This window comes from Arenicella sp. 4NH20-0111 (assembly GCF_040366405.1).
Lineage (GTDB): Bacteria > Pseudomonadota > Gammaproteobacteria > Arenicellales > Arenicellaceae > Arenicella.
Map to the genome: position 1 here is coordinate 192,562 of NZ_BAABWF010000003.1, position 21,158 is coordinate 213,719.

15 protein-coding genes and 1 riboswitch are annotated in these 21,158 nt (G+C 46.6%); of the genes, 5 read left to right on the forward strand and 10 right to left on the reverse strand.

The features are described 5' to 3' along the window. Window positions 1–82: 82 nt before the first annotated feature. Together ABWW54_RS08265 and ABWW54_RS08270 are read right to left on the reverse strand one after the other, a co-directional pair. Entirely contained in the window at window positions 83–1,105 is a 1,023-nt protein-coding gene (locus tag ABWW54_RS08265; RefSeq protein ID WP_353411774.1) for a hypothetical protein, read from the reverse strand. Between the two features lie 81 nt (window positions 1,106–1,186). Then, window positions 1,187–4,345, reverse strand: a complete 3,159-nt coding sequence (locus ABWW54_RS08270; RefSeq protein WP_353411775.1) for a TonB-dependent receptor — start codon at window positions 4,343–4,345, stop codon at window positions 1,187–1,189. A gap of 237 nt (window positions 4,346–4,582) precedes the next feature. Between ABWW54_RS08270 and ABWW54_RS08275 the strand changes: the two genes are divergently transcribed. After that, window positions 4,583–5,842 carry a NupC/NupG family nucleoside CNT transporter gene (locus ABWW54_RS08275; protein WP_353411776.1) on the forward strand — a complete coding sequence of 420 codons (1,260 nt, stop codon included), beginning with the start codon at window positions 4,583–4,585 and terminating at the stop codon, window positions 5,840–5,842. Window positions 5,843–5,894: 52 nt separating this feature from the next. Here ABWW54_RS08275 and ABWW54_RS08280 read toward each other — a convergent pair whose 3' ends face one another. The 3 genes from ABWW54_RS08280 to ABWW54_RS08290 all read right to left on the reverse strand — a co-directional run bounded on the left by ABWW54_RS08280 (window position 5,895) and on the right by ABWW54_RS08290 (window position 8,877). Then, window positions 5,895–6,800 carry a glycerophosphodiester phosphodiesterase gene (locus tag ABWW54_RS08280; protein ID WP_353411777.1) on the reverse strand — a complete coding sequence of 302 codons (906 nt, stop codon included), beginning with the start codon at window positions 6,798–6,800 and terminating at the stop codon, window positions 5,895–5,897. Between the two features lie 87 nt (window positions 6,801–6,887). After that, entirely contained in the window at window positions 6,888–8,309 is a 1,422-nt protein-coding gene (locus ABWW54_RS08285) for an alanine/glycine:cation symporter family protein (protein WP_353411778.1), read from the reverse strand. Window positions 8,310–8,418: 109 nt separating this feature from the next. After that, entirely contained in the window at window positions 8,419–8,877 is a 459-nt protein-coding gene (locus ABWW54_RS08290) for a 6,7-dimethyl-8-ribityllumazine synthase (protein WP_353411779.1), read from the reverse strand. A gap of 124 nt (window positions 8,878–9,001) precedes the next feature. Then, window positions 9,002–9,252: riboswitch (FMN riboswitch) on the reverse strand. Window positions 9,253–9,357: 105 nt separating this feature from the next. On the opposite strand from ABWW54_RS08290, the gene trmB reads away from it, so the two are divergent. Beyond that, window positions 9,358–10,050, forward strand: a complete 693-nt coding sequence (gene trmB / locus ABWW54_RS08295) for a tRNA (guanosine(46)-N7)-methyltransferase TrmB (RefSeq protein WP_502907784.1) — start codon at window positions 9,358–9,360, stop codon at window positions 10,048–10,050. A gap of 60 nt (window positions 10,051–10,110) precedes the next feature. Here trmB and ABWW54_RS08300 read toward each other — a convergent pair whose 3' ends face one another. From ABWW54_RS08300 to ABWW54_RS08310, 3 genes are read right to left on the reverse strand one after another with little or no spacing between them, the layout of a single operon-like run. Continuing rightward, window positions 10,111–11,004, reverse strand: a complete 894-nt coding sequence (locus ABWW54_RS08300; protein ID WP_353411780.1) for a DUF4097 family beta strand repeat-containing protein — start codon at window positions 11,002–11,004, stop codon at window positions 10,111–10,113. A 28-nt stretch (window positions 11,005–11,032) separates the two neighbouring features. Then, window positions 11,033–11,593: a hypothetical protein gene (locus tag ABWW54_RS08305; protein WP_353411781.1), complete on the reverse strand. Its 561-nt coding sequence runs from the start codon at window positions 11,591–11,593 to the stop codon at window positions 11,033–11,035. Window positions 11,594–11,607: 14 nt separating this feature from the next. Continuing rightward, complete coding sequence (locus ABWW54_RS08310) at window positions 11,608–12,144, reverse strand: RNA polymerase sigma factor (protein WP_353411782.1); 537 nt, start codon at window positions 12,142–12,144, stop codon at window positions 11,608–11,610. A gap of 143 nt (window positions 12,145–12,287) precedes the next feature. Between ABWW54_RS08310 and ABWW54_RS08315 the strand changes: the two genes are divergently transcribed. Together ABWW54_RS08315 and ABWW54_RS08320 are read left to right on the forward strand one after the other, a co-directional pair. Then, window positions 12,288–13,088, forward strand: coding sequence for a hypothetical protein (locus tag ABWW54_RS08315; RefSeq protein WP_353411783.1), 801 nt, complete (start codon window positions 12,288–12,290; stop codon window positions 13,086–13,088). A 374-nt stretch (window positions 13,089–13,462) separates the two neighbouring features. Continuing rightward, complete coding sequence (locus ABWW54_RS08320; protein WP_353411784.1) at window positions 13,463–14,527, forward strand: hypothetical protein; 1,065 nt, start codon at window positions 13,463–13,465, stop codon at window positions 14,525–14,527. Between the two features lie 53 nt (window positions 14,528–14,580). Here ABWW54_RS08320 and ABWW54_RS08325 read toward each other — a convergent pair whose 3' ends face one another. Further along, complete coding sequence (locus tag ABWW54_RS08325; RefSeq protein ID WP_353411785.1) at window positions 14,581–16,140, reverse strand: peptidoglycan-binding domain-containing protein; 1,560 nt, start codon at window positions 16,138–16,140, stop codon at window positions 14,581–14,583. Between the two features lie 308 nt (window positions 16,141–16,448). Continuing rightward, window positions 16,449–19,154: an ExeM/NucH family extracellular endonuclease gene (locus ABWW54_RS08330; protein ID WP_353411786.1), complete on the reverse strand. Its 2,706-nt coding sequence runs from the start codon at window positions 19,152–19,154 to the stop codon at window positions 16,449–16,451. A gap of 256 nt (window positions 19,155–19,410) precedes the next feature. On the opposite strand from ABWW54_RS08330, the gene ggt reads away from it, so the two are divergent. Further along, the gene (ggt, locus tag ABWW54_RS08335; RefSeq protein ID WP_502907790.1) at window positions 19,411–21,054 is read left to right on the forward strand and encodes a gamma-glutamyltransferase; all 1,644 of its coding nucleotides are present in this window, start codon (window positions 19,411–19,413) and stop codon (window positions 21,052–21,054) included. The last annotated feature ends 104 nt before the right edge of the window (window positions 21,055–21,158 follow it).

Sequence of the window (21,158 nt, forward strand, 5' to 3'; positions counted from 1 at the left end):
TCGAAGGTTCCCAACCCCCCTTCGACAAGCTTTTTTTTATGTTTGTTTTGAAGAACCTTCTTCTTGCCTCATTTGTGATTAATTATTCATCAGCTGACCGGAGGTCAACACCGACAAATCCTAGAATTGTTGTCGGATGTTTGTCTGTGATTAGTAAAAAACCTGCATTGTCTAGCCGCGCAATGCCTTCCCAGTTTCTACCTTCGTCTTGTTCCATTATTAGCTGAATTGGCTCGCGGTTTGTTTTAACTATTCTGTTGTCGATCAATTCGTATTCAATGAGTCTCTCTGTATTAAAATAATGCTGGTGAGTCTTGCCTTGCCCGTATTCACGCGCGATAAAGTCATTTGATTTCTTTGCAAATTCATCGCCGCTGTATTGATAATTAATCACCCAAAATGTATTGGTGTCGCTGATGGCGCTGGCATCGGTGATGCGAAATGGTAAGTGTTCGAATTCAATTAGGTCTTGTTCACCAGTCAGTAGATTGACTCTATTTGCCTTTGGGAGTTTCACTTTGCGTTCATCGTTTACTTCATGCAATGTGATTAGATGTGTTTTTGTTAGGGTAATCGCCTCATCCGCCATGTTTATCATGCCGCTTTGAGATTTCACGTAGCGAATCTTGTCCGTTCTTACACTGAGAGTGGTTTTATTAAGGTCAAATTCAGCTGGCACGACGTAGGTTTGAAATATTCCCGCGTGATCTTTTGCTTCGATGCTTAGCCAGGCTGTATCTTGATTGCATGCAATCGCCTCATAACCATCGAATGAAGCCATTCTTGATCGTATTGCATTCTCGTGTAGCTCTATTCTAAGAGCTTCCAAGGGAGCCGGCTTAGGGGTAGATAGATACTCAATAATGCGTTTTTTAGGAATGGAATACAGGCTTTTCTTGCCGTGTTCATTAAATCGTTCAGGGTATTGAGGCAGCAATATTAAATGATCGTCACACCAGGTTAGCCCTGATACCTCAATCATCTTATTGTCCAACGGGTAGGCGAGCTCAATGGTGTGCACAGGGTATTCAACCGGCGAGGCGGAATGCGTCACTGAAGAAACCGTTAAGGTAATCAATGCAGCTAAAGTTAGGCGATGTTTCATGAGGTAGTTGTTTGGTTTAATCAAATAAAAAGGGCCAGCATGCGCTGACCCTTTCTTACTTATTGGCTTGTGCCTGATGGCTTAGAATTTAATTTCTAAACCAACACGAGCTTCCCATACTGAAGAATCAACACGAAGCTCGCTGGTGCCAGTCGGGTCGAACTCGTCGAACACCAATTGACCGCTAGCGTTTACTGAAGACTCAACAACCTGAGCGTTGATAAAACGCGCGTCGTATTGCTCGCCCCAGCTGTCGTTCAGCATATTCAGAACGTTGTTGATTTTGGCGTAGACACGAGGTCGGAAACCGCCGATTTCAGGCAGCTCTTGATCGACACGGAAGTCGATTCGTGCGCTTCTCCTTGAACCCGCGTCGTTGCGACCAACAAATTTGCCGCGAGACAAACCATTCTGATCGACAAACGCCTCGAATCCTGCTCGATCGAAATTGTCGCCGTAAACCACAGCGCCGTCATTGGACGTGGGTACGTACAACAATTGACGCGTACCGCGACTGTTGTCCTCAAGGCCATTGTTGCTCATGGTGAAGCTGGTACCTTGACCGTCTTTAACCACGCCATAAATAGCAAACCGAGTTGCTAAGTCACCGAACCAGTTCTTTTGGAACTTGTAACGGAATGTAGCTCGGTTCTCAACTTCGTATTCAGAGGTGCCAGCTTCAACCGAGTTCGGGTTGTTGGTTGCCACATTATTGAAGTTCGAAAACGCGACTGAAGAGTTCATGCCTGACACATCTTCAACGTCACTGTAAGCATAGCCTACCGTCAATTCGGCACCAGATTCGAAATACTTTGTGGCGCCTACGGACAATACTAATCCACTTGCGTCGCGATCAGAATTGGTGAGTACGTAGTTTTCAGATCCGATGACGGCTTCGTAGATAGGAGAGCCAGCCAAAGTCTGGCCTACGATGCGTTGTGCTGCGTCGATGTACACGGCAGAATCGCGTTGCTTTGTGTAAAGCAAATCCGTGTCGATTCTAAGGTCGTCGCTGACGTTAAACGTTGCGCCTAAGGCAACTTTTAGCTCATTTGGTTGTTTGTAGTTTGGATCAACCAATGCCAATCGACTGTTTGCTGCATCATCGGCGGTTACACTAGCCACACCATCAACTAGAGCTTGAGGAACGTCAAAGCCAGGTCGCCCTTGACCACTCAACGGTAAGTTGAAAATCGACTCGTCAAACGATTGCCTTAACTGAACGTTTGTGATGCCATCGTTACTGTATGAGTTAGAAATCCATACGTTTGGATTTCCGCCAGAGAACAGGCCAACACCGCCACGTAGTGTGGTTAAATCGCTCTTATTCCAAGTGAAACCTACGCGTGGCATCCACAGATCAACGCCGTCAATAGTGGCATTGTTCGGGAAGCCATTGTCTTGAGCAAAACGCTGGTTGAACGCTGGAGAGTCCGAAGTTTCAAACTTTTCATAGCGCAGACCACCTACAACGGTTAGATCCAAGTCACTGAAATAGTATTCATCTTGGATGTAGAATGTTTTGCGAGTGTTGCTGAAATTAGCCGCCGCGTCATTCACATTGTTGGTGCCGCCACCGCTACCGTAGTAGATACGGTTTGGAAGGCCAAGTTCAAATTTGTCGATGCCACTTAAACCGCCGTCAAAGCTATCGTCGAAAAAGTCATACTCGCCGCCGCGTGAGTGTTGAACGAACAGGTTAAATACTTCTAATTCGTCTTGCTCATACCCAAACGTAATAACGTGATCACCGGTCAGATACTGAAAGTTCAATTTGAACAAGTCTGACGTGTAATCTAAATCGTTGCCTTGACGCGAATCGTCTGCGCCTAGGTAAACCGTATTACGGTCGATGCTGATTTGAAAATCACCAAAATCCGGGTCGCCAACGGAAACTTGAGAATCATCTAATTCACTGCGGCTGATAAAAATCTCGGAAGAAAATTGGTCAGTCCAGTTTGAATTCAATTTGAAGATGGTTGTCTCATTATCGCTACCTTTGTTGTAAAAATGGTTTGAAAACTCAAACTCATCAAGGTCGCCGTCAGACGCACGTAACTCCACACCTTCGAACTTGTTATAGATCAGTGAAGCACGATGATTATCATTGATGTCCCAGTCTAAACGAGCCAATAGTTTTTCTACGTCGTTATTACCGTTGCCGGGCTGGCCACCTGGGTTATAACCGTAGTTAGATTGAGCGATGTTTAATATACGCTCATAGTCGGCTTGGCTTAGCCAGTCGCGTTCAACGCCTGCCCCTGAGCCCGCAAAACCTTGGGAAGTAAAGCGAGGAGATTCTTCTTCTTCGTAAGACACAAAGAAGAAAAGGTTATCTTTAATGATTGGCCCACCTAGAGTGAAACCATAGTAAGTTTCATCATAGCTCTCACTGTCGGCCTTGAAATCTTGACCGTCTACGCGAATCGTGTCGCCACGAAATCCGTCTCCAGAAATTTCATAAAACGCGTTACCGAAAAATTCATTCTCGCCCGACTTAGTTACCGCGTTGATCGAACACGCTGAGAAGTCACCGTAAGTCACGTCGAAAGGCGCCAACTCAACTGAAACTTGAGAAATTGCGTCGAATGGGAACGGTTGGCCGTTAGCCGTCGCGTAGCCATTGTTGTTTAGGCCAAAACGGTCATTTTGTGAAACACCATCGATAGACGTTCCGTTGAAACGTGGGTTTTTACCACCGCAGTTAACGCCGCTACCACGAGTAGAGTCATCGATGTTAATACGTGGGTCGTTTCCAAATACGTCCTTAATGTCGCGTTCGAATGCAACCGCGTCTTCGAGGTCAGTTAGGGAAAAGACGGCTGACGGGCCTGAAGAAATATCAGCCAGTGACGATGCCTTGCCAGTTACCACAACCTCTTCGATTTCCTGTGCTTGCGCAGCAAGAGCCACACCATCGATGGTCAGGTTATAAATATCACCCAGTGAGATATTGTCGACTTTGACGGTCTTACCATTAACGGAAACGATGAATGGTCCGCCAACTACTAGATTTGAAGCGAAGAAAGTACCTTGTGAATTAGAGTTCACACGTCGAGTTGAACCAGTACGTTGGTCAACCACAACTACTTCAGCATCGGAAATTGGGTTTCCTGCTGAGTCTAGTACTTTACCTCGTATCGATGATGTCGTGGTTTGGGCAAAACTGGCTGCAGCGAATAGGGTAATCGCGATGCCAGATACTGCCTTAGCCACACTTCTTCGTTTGGAGTGTTGCATTTGAAAATTCCTCTTCCGGGCTTACGCCCATTTTGTTTAAGTCTGTCCAAGCCCATGGGATCGCCCAAGGTTTAGAGCACTGTCTAGGAGTGAGACAGCCTGGTATCGTATAAACCGCATGTGATAGAAATATTACAAGATGTTTATACGAGGCGAATTGTCTTATAAAAGTGTGTTGTTGCCTACCCAAATAAAGGCTAAAGTGGCGGCTAATTCATTATTTTAGAAAATTTTGGTATGGATTTTTTCCTAAATTTGCAGAGCGCTCTCGGTCTTATAGCGTTTCCTTTAATCGCACTGTTGTTCTGTAAGGGTAAAAAGAAACTCAATATCAGGCTGCTATTGGCCGCAATCGGACTGCAATTTGCCTTGGCAATCTTGTTTTTGAAAGTTCCTCTGTTTCAAAGCATGTTTGCGGTGATGAACCAGGCTGTTCTCGCTTTGCAAGCGGCAACGAACGCAGGCACGGCGTTTGTGTTTGGTTTTTTAGGTGGCGGTGAAGCCCCCTTTGATGTCACCAAGCCACAAAACAGCTACGTCTTAGCGTTTCAAGCCTTTCCACTTATCATCGTGATCGGTGCATTAACCGCCTTGTTGTCGCACTGGCGGATTCTGCCAATCATCATTGAAGGGTTGGCGAAGATATTTTCAAAGAGCTTAAATATCGGCGGCGCTGTTGCGTTATCTGGTGCGGCCAATATTTTTATCGGTATGGTTGAAGCGCCGCTATTTATTCGAAACAGCATTAGAAAGCTCAGTAATTCTGAACTGTTTATGGTCATGACGCTTGGTATGTCAACCGTGGCGGGTACGGTGTTGGTGCTTTACTCAACGTTTTTGAATCAAGTGATTAGCGATGCCGTAGGTCATATTCTGACCGCATCGATAATGAGCGTACCGGCGGCGGTGGTGATCTCTTTGACAATGATCCCTCAAGAGGGTGAGCCGACCCCATCAGACGCGGAAGTCGCTTTTGACTTTAGTGGGCCTATGGACGCCATTTCACAGGGTGCGGTGAGTGCCATGCAAATGATGTTGGGTATTTTGGCCTTAATAATTACCTTCATCGCGTTAGTAACGTTAACCAACTCGGCATTGGGACTATTGCCTGAACTATATGGGCAGCCGATTTCTTTGGAGAGAGTGTTGGGATGGGTAATGGCGCCGGTTTGTTGGTTAATGGGAATTCCATGGCAAGAGGCGACATCCGCTGGAACTTTGATGGGCGTTAAAACTATTTTTAATGAATTCTTAGCCTTTATTCAACAGAGTCAATTGCCTGAAGACGCGTTAAGCCCCAGAAGTGACCTGATCATCAGCTATGCATTGTGTGGTTTTGCTAACTTTGGAAGTTTGGGTATATTGATTGGTGGTTTGTCCGCGATGGCGCCTGAACGTCGTGGAGAGATAACTCGAATGGGGCTATTGAGCATGGTTAGCGGTACATTGGCGACCTGCATGACAGCCAGTGTTATTGGCGTGCTCACGCTGGTTTAACCACACTCACTGCCTCATCCGTCGATCCGAAAGAATGGCCTCTGGTTATCTTTCAATGTTGACTGGAGGCATTATGAGGTGGCTCAGTGACGCTATCGACATCGCGCAACATATCAATTAATGGCTTCGGATCGTCGGTGATGATGCCATCGACATTCATGTTTATGAGGCGAAGCCATTCGCTTTCCTTATTTGCAGTCCATGGAATGACCGTGAGCCCCGCAGCATGAATCTTGTTTACCTCTTCGGCACTCAGGTAATGATGCATTGGCGAGACGATGTCAGCTTTTGCAGCCAGTGTCGGTGTAACCCAGTCGCTCAGGTCACTGTCAAAGAGAGCCGCCAACTTTATGTCTGGGTTTAATGATTTAGCGGCTAACAGTGTGCGGTGATCGAAGGATTGGAGTGTAACGCGATCACTTAATTCATATTCATCGATTAGGTTTAAAATGAGGGACGCGAATATTCTAGGATTTGGCTGTGCGTCAGGAAACTTCGGATCACTTTTAGTCTCAATATTAAATTTTACAACGTCGGCTTGAGAAGCCGTTGAATTGTTAACCAGTTCAAACAGTTCCCTGAGCGTGGGGATTTCGGTCAACGGTCTGAGTGTTTGCTCGGTGAATCTCGGATTGACCAAACTGCCACAATCCAACATTTTGAGTTCCTTGAGCGTTAGCTTGTTGATCAAACGTGCTTCCTGAATGGGAGATCCGTCTTTGTTTTGACAAATGGTGGTGTTTACTTTTTGATCATGCACGATAACAACATGCCCGTCTTTAGTGACACCGGTGTCGAGCTCTAAGGTATCTACGCCGACTTCAAGCGCGTATTGAAAACCGGCTAGGCTGTTTTCTGGAAGTACAGAACGTGCACCCCTATGACCTTGTACCTCTATGGCATGTATGCAATTGCACGTGAATAAGCCAATAACAAATAACGTTGTTGTGATTTTCATGATGATACCTATTTAAATGCGCATTCTTGTTTAGACTCAATGCTTGATGCTAGTCGATCAATTTAACAATACGATGACGCGATCGAGTTAGTTTGAGGACGCTTGATCCCAGATCCCTGGTTTGACCGTACCTTGTACCTTGCACTCGTCGATGACGAAGGACGGGTCTTCGTTGCGTTTGCGCTTGTTCATATAGTGTTGGCTAACCGCCACAATGGTAGGGGTTAGCAAAATGAGCGCGATGACATTAACGACAGTCATCAGCCCGAGAGCCATATCCGCCGCCGCAAGAACCTGCTTTAAGGTGGCGCTAGACCCCCAGAAAACCATGCCTAAGTAGGCGGCTGTGTAGCCCCAGTTGCCGGCCTTATTATCTAGTTTGAAAATTCTCAGGTTGCTTTGCGCATAAGCATAATTTGCGACCACGGAGGTAAAGGCGAATAACGTGATCGCGGTGGCAACGAAATGGCTGCCATAGTCGCCGATATGGGTTTGCATGGCATCTTGAGTAATTCGAATGCCGCCCAATTCACCCGTTCCATCAATACCCGCCAAGAGAATTATTACTGCGGTGCAAGTACAAAGTACAATGGTGTCAAAAAACACGCCCAGCATCTGGATATAGCCCTGAGTCGCCGGATGGTTTGGCATGGGGGCTGCACTAGCTGCGGCGTGAGGAGCGCTGCCTGACCCTGCTTCGTTTGAAAAAAGTCCGCGCTGTATGCCGTTTTTGATCGCCGCACCGATAGCCCCTGCACCCGCTTCCTGTAAACCAAAGGCTGAAAGCATAATGTCTGCCAGCATCGCTGGAACTAGGTCGATGTTGTAAATCGTAATGCCCACTGCAGTCAGTACGTATGCAGCGCCCATGAAGGGAACAACCAGCTCAGCAAACCGAGCGATGGCACGAAGTCCCCCTATAACAATGATGCCGGCTAACACCGTAATGACGATGCCAATGGATTGAGTAGAAAAGCCGTAGCTGTGGCTTATGGCATCAGCGATGGTGTTGGCTTGCATGGCACTGAAAAACAAACCGTAGCCCATAAAAATACAAATGGAGAACAGAATGGCCATCCATTTAAGCCCAAGTCCTTGTTGTATATAGTAAGCGGGTCCGCCGCGGAATTCTCCTTTGGGGTTTTTAACTTTGTAGACTTGGGCGAGCAAGCTCTCAGCATACCCTGTTGCCATGCCTAGTATGGCGATTACCCACATCCAGAAAATTGCGCCAGCACCGCCTAACGAAATTGCAAATGCCACGCCGGCTAGATTGCCGGTACCAACCCGCGCGGATAAGCTTGTGCACAAGGCTTGGAATGAACTGATGCCGTTTTTGTCAGATTGAGTGCTGTTTCGAATCAAACTAAACATGTGTCCGAAGTGCTTAATTTGAATCGCGCCAAGCTTAAATGTAAACCACAAACCAGCCATAACAAGCAAGTAAATTAAGACCTGCCATTTACCCCAAAGTACGTCGTTAATTAAAGCAATGGCCTGATTTATCATGGACTGTTCCGGTGTTTTTTATTCTGCGAATATCATACAGGCAAACACCGTGAATGGAATAACCGTGGATGAGCGATTTCAAGTTCGGCCGCTCATCCACGATACTCAATCAGCCACTTAACAACTCAAGTGACTTTGCACAAGCATGAGCCACTTCTTTTCCTTTTAGAGTAAAGTGTTCGGTAAAAAACGATTGATGTTCCTCATTTGAGTGGAAATGATGAGGGGTCAATACGGCCGAAAATATCGGCATTCCGGTGTCAAGTTGAACGCGCATTAGCGCATCGATCACCGTAGATGCGACAAAGTCGTGGCGGTATATTCCCCCGTCAACGACCAAGCCCGCAGCAACGACGGCGGCGTACTTTTCGCTTTCGGCCAGCGCTTTGCATTGCAGCGGAATCTCGTACGCTCCAGGCACCTCAATGAAATCAATATGTTTTTTACTGAGGATGCTGAATTCAGATTCGAAAGAGTTTCTTAGCTGGTTCACGATGTCTCGATGCCAGCCGGCTTGAATAAACGCGACTTTTTCGCGTGCTACGATAGATGAAATTGGAGTGTTCATGGTTTAATCTCAATTAAGTGAAAATCGTTTAATTGAGGGCAAATAAGGCATGCGCGCAGGTTTATATTGGCTGCAATAGCCAATCAATACGCAAACATTCACTCGAATTGCTCGAGCTTTAATACCTCATTCTCATAACCAGACTGTCACTGTCGGCCTTGGGATCTCACCAAAGTCTGCTTGTCCTCTCAAAGAAGTTTAAACCCGTCTAACCAGAACAACCAAACTGGTATTGTGCTGATAGAGTGTGCAATAAAAACCTCGCGCTGTTTTCCAAGAAAGTCATTGGAAAAAGCGTTGAGAGCGCCCGCGGGCTAAATGGGCCAAGCCATCATTACCGCCGGTGGGGACTTTCACCCCGCCCTGAGAACTCCACTGATGCCAGTGGAGACGCAATTATAGAGCAAAATGGTGAGTTAACTAGGTCGATTGTGTTGTAACACGTTAAAATACCGGTTGTTGCGATAATTGATATTAAAAATGATGACCGAAAACGATAATTTTTTTCGACCAATTCGAAGTTTCGTCAAGCGAGAAGGGAAGCTAACTAAGGGCCAGCAAAATGCCATAGATCAAGCGTGGCCCAAATTCGGAGTTGATCTGGATGAATCGCCCTTGGATTTGTCAGCCTTGTTTGGCAGGGATGCGCCAGTTGTGCTTGAAATCGGGTTTGGTAACGGTGTGTCATTGGCTGAAATGGCAGCCGACAGCAAAGAATACAATTTTTTTGGTATTGAGGTGCATAAGCCCGGTGTTGGTAGCTTGTTGGTGCAAGTCAGGCAACAAGAATTACAAAATGTTCGGGTGTCGGGAGACGATGCCGTGCAGGTATTGGAAAAACAGATACCAGACGAGAGTCTTGATCGAGTGCAAATATTTTTCCCAGACCCATGGCATAAAAAGAGACATCATAAGCGCCGTTTAATTCAGGCTCCTTTTGTTGAAACCTTAGTCAGAAAACTAAAGAACAACGGAAAAATCCATGTGGCAACCGACTGGGAGAATTACGCCGAGCATATTTTAGAGGTATTAAGTGATTGCCAGTCTCTTCGTAATACGGCCAACGGTTATGCGCCCAAACCCGATTATAGGCCGGGCACTAAATACGAAGCCAGAGGGGTTCGATTGGGGCATGGGGTTTGGGATTTGGTGTTTCAAAAGAGCGAATCTTAAAAAAAAGGCACACCAAATTGGGTGTGCCTTATAAACAATGATTGTTCTAACTTGAGTTTGCTAGCGGACTTTAATGGTTCCGCTCATGGTTTCTAAATCTACCGTTCCGCTGCCATTGCCGGTGGTGAATCTAATTTCTTCTCCCCAGCGACTGTCATCCTTTGCTCGGTCGTCACTGAGGCGGTTACTAATATCACCTCCAGGACCGGTGTTCAGCTCGAAGTCAGCGTTTACTTTGTTATCAAAGCTGAGGTCTAAATTGCCACTCACTGTTTGACCGTCCACTCTGCCGTCGTCAGCCAGTGCCAGTTCTACCTTGACGTCGCCAGAGACCGACAATAGGTTGGCCGATTCGACGTTGCCGATTTGCCCATCAATGTCTCCGGACACTGTTTTTGCATCAAATGTATAGGCGCTAACGTCAGCTCCTATATCACCACTGACTGTGCGTAATCTAATCTTGCCACCGGCATCTTCAACATCAATATCGCCACTTACTGTCTCCACATCCAAACGCTTTGACTGACCGCTATATTTAATGCGACCGCTTATTGAGTTGATTTCGATATCGCCGTTAATTTTACTGATTTCGATGCTTAGAGATGTTCCGTCAATATCGATGTCGCTTTCAAACGGTGCGAATAGCGTAAAATCAACGTTGCCTCCGGAATTATTGCCCCACCATCCTCGACTTTCGTCTTCTAGGTCAAGCTTGATATTTTTTCCGGACCTCTTAAAAGTCAATCGGTCATCGTCGCCGCTGAAGTCGCCGCTGAGTTTAACTTCGTTTTTATTCCAGCCCCGGATTTCGACTTGTCCAGCGGTGATACTAATGTCAATATCCCCTCCCTCGGTCCAAGGCAGTGTTTTGTCTACATCACCTGCAAAGGCGCTGAATGGCGATAGTAGCGCTATGGCCAGCGGTAGTAGTGCATTTTGTTTTAACATAATCATTGTGGTTGCCCTCAATTTCGGCATGTCCCTATATGGAACGGGTGGCTGTCGCCTTTATTTTATTTAGAAGCTCAGCTTCTTGATGGTACGTCTCCGCTAATGTGGTGGCGTACCTAGTATTGGTCGGCTGTGCGATAAGCGCTTCTTTCAATTGCATTGACGCTTTATCAAAAGTGGCCAGTGTAGCGCGCAGTTCTTGGGCTGTGGCCGGGTGCAACGGTGAGTTTTGATTCTCAATAAAGCTGACAAATTGTGACCTGACAGCCTTATGTTGTTGTTCCATTAGAGCAATATGGCTTTGTTGATACTCAACCATTTTTGCTTGTAATTCATATGTTTGATTTGCACGTTGTAATGACATACCAGACATCACGACCGAGACAACCGCCAGAACACTGCACGCCGCGATGGCGATAGGTGCCCAGGGCCTGCGTTTGGCTGGCTGCTTTGTAACGGCGATTGAATCGTCTGTTTCGCGTTTCGGCTTACCGCTAAAGCGAATATTGCTATCAATATCGGCCCAGAGGTCTCGATCAGGTTGTATGTCCCAATCTAAGTCTTTTAGCGTATTTTTAGGTCTATCGTTCATAAGTTTCTCGGTGTCTAGGCCGCCTCAGCTTGCGCTTTAAGCTGTGCCTTCGCTCGGTGCAAGTGAGTTTTTGATGTCCCAATTGCCATGCCTGTTATGTCGGAGATCTCAGTGTGTTTAAATCCCAAATAGTCATGCATTATTAAAACCACTCTTGCTTTGTCAGACAGGGTCAGAAGTGCTTTTTCGATATCGCCACAATGGGCTTTGATTGAATCTGAACTGCTTACTTTCTCTAACGTTTTTTCATGAATTGCTTCGTCGTACTGCTCGAGTTGCCATTTTGATGAACTGCGTAAATGGCCTATTACCACATTGCTGGTTAATCGATATAGCCAACTGCTGAACTTACTGTCACCTCGAAAGCTGTCTAATTTTTGCCATGCGCGAATGAATGATTCTTGTGCTAAGTCTTCAGCCAGCTCTTTTTGCCCACACATACGCAAGCACAATGCGTATACTTTCCCCACATTTGCCCTGTATAGTTTTTCGTAGGCAGTTCGATCCCCGTTTAAACTACGGATAACGAGCTGGTTCTCATCGTCGTGCAAGTACTTATTCCTGCTTGCTTTGTGCCTTGGTTTTGGCGCAAGCGCTATTTTTTGTTGGTTATGTCTATTTGATGCAGACTATAGTAAAAAGGTTTACTAAACTTGTGAAAATAATTGTGAAAAGAATACTCTATAGCAGAACAATGGCTGTAAAAACTCCGTTGTACAGGTTTGTTTTGCCTTCTTTAGCCGTTTTTTTTCTCTTTTCAAGCCCACTTTGGTCGCAAAGTGATGTTCGTACTGTGGGCGGCTTTTTAACCCTAGACACGGTTATTGAACAACCATTGGCGATCGAAGTTTCGATTAGGAATCATGGGTTTATTGTTGTACCGCCATCTTTCACCGTTTCCAGGCCTATTCTCAGCGCTCAGTCGATCGTGTTGAATCTGGAGCAGGGTCAACAAACAATTAGTTTTTCGGTGCCTAATGTGTCAACCAATGCCGTGGATTATTCTATTCGCATGCGTTGTCTTGGTTGTGAAAACACACTGCCAGAGCAATATTTTACAACCAACGGTCCTAGGCGGGGGCTTGGTGGTGGTGCTTACCTGGCGCCCGAAGCTCTGTCTGAGCAAATGCGACTATTTGTGGAGACACTGGGCGTCGTTTCTGGGGTCATAGAAAGCACAGAGGGTTCGTTTAGTAGAAGCAGCAAACTGACCGTAAGCGTACTAGATGCCCAATCAGGATTAGAGATTAGCTCGCAAAGGGTTGCGCTGATTCAAGGTGCTCAGAGCGCAAGTTTTTCGATCCGAGCCTTAGAGCGAAAACAGTCTAGTGGGTACTTGCTAACAGTAGCCTGCGTTCAATGTACCAAAAGGGAGCAGAGTCTGGTGAGGGTATTGGATCCCTTGGTCGACCATAATGAGTTGGCGTTTTCTGTTAGGTTGCGCCGCTTCGTAGGTTTAACCGCCATTGAGCGACTTCTTTTAGACGAGTTGTAATCGCGCTGTGAATAATGTCACGGCTTAAATCTACTTCGTCGGCTCAGCGCTCAAACTCTATCGTGTAGTTGCCACGCATTGCCGACGTTTCGAAAATTACCATCCATTGACTGGTGTCAACGGATGCGCGCAGTGTCCCTTGCCTATGGTAGAGGCTTTAATTGACGCCTCTCTTTGTCCAACGATTGAATTGTCTCGTAAATTTGTTACAGATGTATGACCAATCTATGCATGAATTATTCATTTCAATCGGTCTTTCAGAGGATCGTCAATTCGATTTATCCTGTTCAAACGTTCACATAATCGGCATGTTGTTCAGGCATAGTTCGATCATCGTTATTAGTTTTATTTGAACCAGCTTTTACGAGTTTTCCATGAATGTTCACGCCATTTTTCCATTTGATGTCAAACCTCAACACGAACCTGATGAGAATGAGTTTGGGGAGACCCCTTTACCTTATGCGCCAGTGGTTGAGGTTGAAGGGGGGGCTGGAGTCGTGCCTCAGCAATATTTGGAAGTTAGGCGCAGCCTATCTAATGTCGAAGCTATTTTGTCTAAGATTACTACGCCAGAGGGGTTTCTACTCTTTGCAGCGAAGGAAAATGACTTACTCTATCTTGTGACTGGCATTATCGGGCACGAAAATTATGGCAAGAAAAAAGAGACGGCAAAGCTCGTTTATGGACGTCGGTGGCTTATCGAGCCAAGTGCTCCGACATCTGAGGTTGTTCAAACGGCGATACTGGCGATAAAAAAAGCGCGTGAGCATGAGTTGCGTGAGCGCTTCGTCTATTATTCTGAGGTCACGTTGACAGAAGTTCCCAAAGTAGGGAGAGCCACGCCATTCAATTGTCATTTGGATCTTCCTCTCATGGTAGCGGAGTGTGAGGGCATTATCGCCTCGCCAGATGATGATTGGAACATTGATGACGTCTTGTCTAGGGTGCGCATTGATAACATGATTGCGACCTTGGAGGCCACTGCTGCAATCACAGGAGGGCGGGCGTTGTACGATATTAATATAAAGAGTGACGGCATTAAATCGACCTCTTTCAATGATCTTGATGGTGCGAGGCTAACGTTTTTGTGTCAAAAAGGAACACGTGCTGAGTTTCTTCATGAATTCTTCTGTGCATTGTTAAAACACAGCGATGAGTCCGTTGATGAGAGCACTCGTTTTGAAGGGTTCGCCAGATTTAGTAGATCTTTATGTCCTGAGAAGATAGGAAATTTTTCACGAAGAACGAGAAACATAACACCGGATAATGATCTTTTTGACGACTATTTCGAAGACATGAGTTACCGCGTGGATGCTGCAAAAGCACCGCCGTTAAACTCTGGGGCGCTGGGCGTTAAGCAGCGATTTACACTTGATGCGGCTAGACTATCTACCGCGGGGTTGGCAGGGTACCTACCAAAAGGATACCGGGGAGAATAAAAAATGGTACGAGGCTTCTATTGCGAAGCCTCGTACCCAAGGTGGAGCTTATGTTACTGAGTTGAAACGCCTAGTGCTTTAACAGTTTGTATGTTTAAGTATTGGTCGACTGGCAGATCATTATCCTGTTGGAAAGCATTGACTGCTTTTATCGTACTTGCCCCGATCACGCCGTCAGCTCCCAATTCTCCAATGTCGTAGCCTTTGTTTATTAGTGCTTTCTGGATATCGGCTACTCGTTGACGCGTCATGTTGGTGTCACACAATATTGAACGCCAAGCCATATACCCATCCGTAACCAATTCACGACGAGATATAGTCTTGTACTCGGCAGGTATTTCTGTCACAGATTCGCTTGCCGCGCTGACTAACTTAGTTACCTTAACTTCTTTGTATTCAGCGGGTATTTCGACCGTTTGAGACACAGCCGGTTGGGTCACGATGGTGCGGGCGACCGTCTTGTATTCAGGTTGCGTCTCAGTAAGGCAGATTTTGTTGCCGGTTCGAGTGTTTGCTGGGTGTTCAGTATTATGAACTTCATGCCATACAAAACCGGCTTCCTGCTTTAAGACCTGCTTTTGATAGGTGCTATAAACGGCTGGTACCGGGGTGCGCTCTTCACTTGCTGCGCTGACCACTTCGCGTACCGAAACAGTGGCGTATTCCGCTGGAATTTCAACTGTTTCAGTTCTTGCTGGCGATTTTAATACCGTGCGTTTGATGGTTTTGTAAGTCGCTGGTACTTCAACTAGACACATGATTTCGCCCGTGGCCTCATCGATTTTTTGGATCGGACCTTTACCTTTCTTCCATATCGTATGGGCTGGCTTATCAATGACTTGTTCTTCTACCGTTGCGTATTCAGCGGGTATTTGAACTAACTTGGTTGAAGCTTCTTTAACCAAGACGCTCTTTTCTACCATCTGGTATTGCGCTGGAACGATTGAAACATTTTCAGTCGCCGCTTTTACAAGTACTTCTTCAGAGACAGTTTCGTAAGAGGCCGGTTCATAATGTTCATGAAAGCACATGCCGACGGTGGCAGTTTGTAAATTGACTTGAGTGGCTGCAGCCGCGAGCAAAGCATCACTGGCTGGTGCGTCATCTTTGCTGAGACCAACTCGCCAAAGTTGTTCGCCATCGCGAACTTTTATTTGCTCTTCTTCTGTTCCGTATACGGCTGGAGTGGTCTCTATACGACTTGACGCAGCCTTTACCAGAACGGTTTCACTGACTGTTTCGTAGCTGGCCGGAATGACGTCTATTTTTTGGCTGGCTTCTCGCGATAACACTTCTTCTTCTACGTCTCTGTATTGAGCGTCAACCCACACTCTTGCGTAACATTCGCCAGGTGCCGCATTGGGTGGTAAGAGATCACCGTTGACCGCTAGCTCGTTGGAATAACCTTCCCCTGATGTCGATCCAGAGCTTCTATTGTTAAGTTCTGCCTCTCTTGCGTCCAGTTCGGCAGAACGCCGATCCAATTCAGCTAGGCGATCAGCTTCAAGTGCGTTAGTTGAAGTGTGTGAGTTTCCGCTTGAGGCGCAGCCGGACAGAAAAGTAACCGAAGCGAATGCGCAGGCTAGCGCTGATTTACGTAATGTCAATTTCATCTATATCCCCCAGATGTTGATACGTTGAGTTAAATGCAAAGTAGGATTACGAGTACGGCTTAAGAAAACATCGCAATCAGTGGAAATACTTCGCACTGCAAGGTATTACGGTTCGGCCTGTATGTATACGCAGTAACTGTTAACTAGTGTGAGAACTCTGAAGCAGTGTCAGTTATCAGTGAATTTGATGGTCGTACGAGGAAGAATAGGCTGTAAGCGAGCACTAAGGCGTCCCTGCCTTAGTGTGTTTTATCAAGTTTAGCGCTCCGCTATTTATAGGCTTTTACGCTAAATTCAATGCCTAAGGCTTAGTGAAAGCGGCGGTACAAGTGATGTAAAAACACACGTATCACGGCTTTCCAATAGATTTTACGAGCTTCGTTTCGTGTTAATAGGCCTTGTGAGTAGGCTGAAACTACTTGGCGTAGTACGCATCGCTTATAAAGATACGGATTGTCTTGAAATACTGGTTCGCAGTTAAGGTCGACTAATTGTTGGCCACCGCAACCCTCCTGGTTAACTTCCGTACCCAATGGCGTTCCCAAGCAGAGGTCATCTTCACGATCGTCGATCAAGTCACCATCATCGTCGACAAACTCAGGCGTCAGCGATAGGCCAACGATGACAGGATCGTGGTCTGATGATCTAAAGGAGTTGTCAAAATAATATGCCTCTGGGTTGAACTCCGTATTGTAGTCAAACACCGTGGACTCATCGGTATTGATGTGCCATGCAGTAACCCCAACCACTTGCTTCACGATATCGTTGGAGGCAAGAGCGTGATCGAGAGATCCCGCCTGTCCATCAAATGTATAGGTATAACCCAGATCCGCCGTAAAAGTTTGAATCAGATCGGTGTAGCCGTGGGCATCGAAGGCTAATAGCGGGTCCTCTTCTGCATAGGCGTTGAGATCACCCAAAACAAGTACGTCAGGGTCTTCTATCCCTGTAGGCGCGCTTTGTAGCCAAGCAATCAAGTCATTAGCCGCTTCCGTGCGTCTTAGGTTAAATGACCCTTGGCCGTCGCCTTGGTCGTCATTTTGATCACCCAATGGCGAGCTTGGTGCGCGTTTTGATTTGAAATGGTTGATTACTGCGGTGAACGTGGCGTTACGCTTTAGGTCGCGAAAGCTCGTAGCCAGTGGTTGACGAGAACGCCCGTTTGCCAGTGTTTGGTCGAACGCGCCGGTGTTCAACGTTGCCGGCACGCCAACGATTTCAACTGAACTCGGTTTGTAGATGAACCCAACAGCAATGGCATCGGTGCCAAGGTTTGTGATTCCGGGGGGCGTCACATACTGGTAAACATCGTCGCCCAGTTCCGCATTGATTGCCTTCGTTAGCAATGCGATGGCGCTGTTTTCACTATAACCATTGTTTTCAATTTCGATCAACCCTACTACGTCGGCGTTGATCGCGCTTATCGCTGAAACGAGCTTGCCGGTCTGACGTGCCAGTTCCACTTCGGTATCTGCGCCTCGACAATCTTGGGTTCCAATACCGCAAATGTCTGGCCCATTATCAATGCCTGTGAAGTAGTTTAGTACGTTAAAACTGGCTATGTTCAACTCGCCGCCCGTGGCGGTAGGCGTATTGGTTCGAGGGTTGCTGGCAACAAAAACTGGAGCTTGAGTAGGTTGTAAAATATAGTCGCTGGTTGCAGGGCTGTTAGAATCAATACGGCCATAGTCAATAACACCAACCAGATTCTTTACCTGATCGCCGCCTCGCACGGGTGTCATCGGGCTTGTGAAAAATGGGACTGTTTCAGGGTTTTGTAAACGACTGCCATCATCAAGAACCAATTTACGGCGCGCATTGCTGTCTTTAATCAAGAGCGCTTGTGGGGAGTTTGCTGGGAATAAGTTAGTCGGTTGATATAGTCTCCCGCTCTCTCCTTGATCATTAGGAGACGCTAAGGTGAGTTGTCCAAAGCGGCCTAAGAAAAAGGTTTGAGATACGGTCATGGTTGACTCAGTTTTCACCAGCATACCTTCAACGTTTTCCAGGTCGCCCTCTGTTGCCTCTGGCAGCACTAACGTGGTAGGTTCGATGATACCGGTTCCTAACTTAGTTAATGTTGAAACATTTTTAAGTTCGGTGAGCCCAAAAAACTCATCGATTTCAGCAATCAACTCGATTCTATCGCCTACGACGACGTCTAGCTCTGGTGTTAAGCTGGGCGTAAATACAAAAATTCCGTCTGAGGTAGATGTATTGTCATCCCCGTTTTCATCCTGGAGGTAAAATCCCCTTAATTGCTCGTTCGCTTGGAAGTCTGCGGTGACTACGCCGGTTGTTTTTACTAATTCACCTTCGTACGGGCTTGCAGGCTGATCGGATTGAATTTCAGGGATTGTGCGTTCCGCAATCACCGGATCGGTAGGGTCAGTTGTGCCGTCGTCTTGGCAGGTATTGTTCATTCCCGGCGTGTCGTTGCTCTCCGCGGGAACGAATTCACCAATTTGCCAACCATCTGGGCAGTTGAATACGTGCCCTGGGACAAAGCTCCCGTCAGGACCAATAGTGGTGGTTCCGTAAAACGCATCGCCCGTTGTAGGGGTTTCAACCAAAGCGATGGAATCTATGATTTGAGCTGCTATGCCTGGATCTAGGACTCCGTCATCATCTGCATCCAAATCGTCGCCGGAGGATACTGTGAGGTTGTTAATCAAGGCGTGTGTAACATTATCGCTATTTTCGAACGAAAAGCTCCTAACTAGCTCTGGGGTGGCCAACGTCAACGTGCTTTTTGCTATGAGTAGTAGCCCTTCTGAATTTAACCTTAGACCATCAAGGCTCACAGCTGTGTCCAAGGTACCATCGCCAGTGCTGCCGTCACCGATCACAATATAACTAAGACCATCTAACGATTCGTTGGGACTGCCTTTAAGTTCAAAGTATTCATCGACATCTGAACTGGGCTGGTCGATGCGAATTTCATTTATTTGTACGGCGTGTGAGCTGACCATGGTCATAGCCAGCGTCATCGCCGTGAGCGCTTTAAATTTCATGAGATGCCTCAATGTTGGGTGGGTTAAGATCGAATGCGTCGAAATTCAGCCTGCGTTGTTATTGATTGAGAACCTGAATCCTCCATTTCTGGTTGTTTCGGTGCTCGTAGGGTAGGGCTGGCTGATCAAGGACAAACGACTTGTCATTTTACGTAAGATGCGTATGTTTGATACCTTAGAAAAATAACGTTGCAATTTTATGACAAAAATTAGACAAGATGTAATAAAACTTTTTTCGACGTTAGCCGCAGTTGCAATGAGCTTGATGATTACAGCGTGCGTGAGTTTCGACGATTTAAATCAAGCAACCAAAACAGCAGCCTACGCCATGCCAGATAAGTATTCCGCACAAGCCGTGGTCGATGTGCTTGAGAGCGGGGGCAATGTGATTGACGCGTCAGTCGCTGCAGCGTTTGTACTTGCCGTCACGTTTCCAGAAGCCGGAAACATTGGTGGTGGTGGGTTTATGCTTGCTCGCATGAATGATCAGAATTTGTTTTTAGACTATCGAGAAGTGGCTCCCGCGGCTGCCAGTGCGGATATGTACTTAAATGCCAAGGGCGAAGTTCGCGACAAAGAAAGCTTGATTGGCGCTCGTGCGGCGGGTGTGCCCGGCACCGTTGCTGGCCTTTGGGCGGCGCACCAACGATTTGGCAGCAAGCCTTGGGCTGAATTAGTCGGACCGGCGATTGCCTATGCTAAGAATGGCTTTCAAGTTCACCCTAAAAAAGCGCAAGCGATCCCCGAAAATATGGAATGGTTTGGCGATCGCACTAATTTTTCTGAGTATTTTGGGGGTATGGCTGACGGCGGGTTGTTTAAACAGCCTGAGTTAGCAAAAGTATTGGAGCGCATTTCGACTAAGGGTAAAGATGGGTTTTATTTTGGTGAAACAGCCACATTAATCACCGAGCAATCGGACCGTAACGGTGGGCTGCTAAGTAAGACAGATTTGGCCGATTACAAACCGATCTGGCGTTCGCCTCTTAAAGCTAATTGGCGTGGTTATGACGTGGTGTCGGCTCCGCCTCCCAGTTCTGGCGGTTTTGCTGTTATTCAGTTACTTAAAATGAAGGAGATGTTGGATGCGGAGTTTGCATCTTTGCAGCCAAATTCGGCCCAATATATACATTTGATAGCCGAAATGGAAAAGCGAGTATTTTCAGACCGAGCAGAATATTTCGGTGATCCGGACTTTGTTAATGTGCCTGTGATCAAACTGATCAGTGAAGAGTATATCCAACAACGAGTATCGGAGGTCGCCTTTGATAGCATTAGCCAGCCTGATTCGGTACGGCCTGGGTTGGAGTCACCCAATACGACCCATTTTTCAATCGTAGATAAATGGGGAAACGCGGTTTCCAATACCTACACTTTAAATTGGAACTATGGGAGTGGGGTTGTTGTAGAGGGCGGTGGGTTTTTACTGAATAATCAAATGGATGATTTCAGCATCAAGCCAGGCGTTGCCAATATTTACGGCGTGGTTGGAGGTGCTGCAAATTCGATACAGCCAGGGAAGAGGATGCTGTCTTCGATGTCGCCCACCATTTTATTGAGAGGCGGTGAGGTCGAAATGGTTGTTGGAACGCCTGGTGGGTCCACCATATTCACCTCGGTGTTTCAGGCGATTGTTAATGTCGTTGATAATGGTATGTCGGCCAATGAAGCCGTGTCCGCAAGTCGGTTTCATCACCAATTGTTGCCTCATGACTTGATTACGATGAGCGTCAGTATTCCCTTGTCGGAGAAAGCTATTACGGATCTGGAGAAAAGAGGGTATCGGGTGAAACCTCATGGTTGGGAGTTTGGAGACGTGCAGCTGATTGATTATCGAAATGGTGAGTTAGATGCTGCCTCTGATCCCAGAGGGATTGGTGTTTCAGGAAAAATCCACTAAGCGTGGTGCATTTTTGTCGTGAAATGAGAGATTGATAGGCTCTACTTTAACCAGAAATACAGTACACTTTGTGAAATTTACTGTTAGATCTACTCGCACACAGG